Genomic DNA, 1,266 nt, shown 5'->3' with positions numbered 1-1,266 from the left:
CCCAGTAAAGTGCCGCTTAGCAGGCCTGCCCCACCAAGAACCATCAGAGCGCGCTGGACAGATTTCAGAAGAAGCATGGATGAGTTACCTTTATGAGAGATCGGGATTCAACGCAACGGCTTGCGTCCGTTTGCAACGTGGCCAGGAGAGCCCGTCAAACCATAAATAAAAAGCGGGCGTGATATACAGGGTGAGAAACTGGGAAAATATCAGACCGCCAACCACGGCAATACCCAGGGGTACCCGACTTCCGGCACCGGCGCCAAAGCCGATGGCTATGGGCAGCACCCCGAGAATGGCGGCAAAAGTAGTCATCATGATCGGCCGATAACGAATGGTGCAGGCATCAATAATGGCATTGTAGGCATCTTCGCCGTCACGGCGCCGACTGACGGCAAAGTCAACGAGGATAATCCCGTTTTTCTTGACCAGCCCCAGTAACATGATGATGCCGATGAAACTGTATAAATCCAGCGGCTCATGAAAAATGACCAAAGACAGCAGCGCTCCGAAAGCCGCCAGCGGCAAAGCCGTCAAAATCGTCAGGGGATGGAGGAAATGTTCATACAATATGGCGAGTACCACGTAAATCAGCAACACGGTTGCCAGCAATAAAAAGGGCAGGGATTTGAAGGCAGACTGAAATTGCGCGGCATTGCCGCCCAGATGTCCGACAATGCCTGCGGGAAGGACTTGGTGAGCCGTATGCTGCAGGGCGCTGATGGCCGAACCGAGCTGCACCCCGGGGGCCAGATTGAAGGAAATAGTGGTGGAGGGCTGGCCATTGTGCTGCATCAGATTCAGGGGTGCTGCGTCATAATGAAAACTGGCTACGGCAGAAAGGGGAACCAGCGCTGATCCCGCCCCCGGCACGCTCAGGGTGGACAAGGCATTGATATTTTTCTGATAGCGCGGTTCAAGTTCCATAATTACTTCATATTGATTACTAGCCCCGTAAATGGTTCCCACCTCATGTCCGCCAAAGGCCAGACCCAGGGTGTTTTCGATGGCGGCCGGGGTGACCCCCAAAGCGGTGGCACGAGCACGATTGATATGAATGGTGACCTGCGGATTATTGTTTTCCAGACTGTTACTGACTGAATTCAGCTGCGGAAGCTTTTGCAGGGCTTCGGTCATTTTCAGCGTGGCCGCATTCAGATCTGTCCAGTTGCTGCCCATGAGTTCATAAATATAGCTGCCATTGCCGCTGGCAGTTCCCGAGTGGGCGCTTTGCGGTCCCTGAAAAACAATCTGGGCATTATGAAA

Annotated in this window: 1 protein-coding gene; it reads right to left on the bottom strand. The window is 53.5% G+C overall.

Going from position 1 to position 1,266, the window contains the following annotated elements; translation table 11 throughout:
* Positions 1 to 90 precede the first annotated feature (90 nt).
* Positions 91 to 1,266 (bottom strand): efflux RND transporter permease subunit (locus tag AC2VLY_RS09640; protein ID WP_486922172.1); only part of this gene is annotated, 1,176 nt, incomplete at its 5' end.

The sequence above is a fragment of the Acidithiobacillus sp. TH-A36 genome, from assembly GCF_057473445.1.
This window is presented reverse-complemented; position numbering and strand designations above follow the sequence as displayed.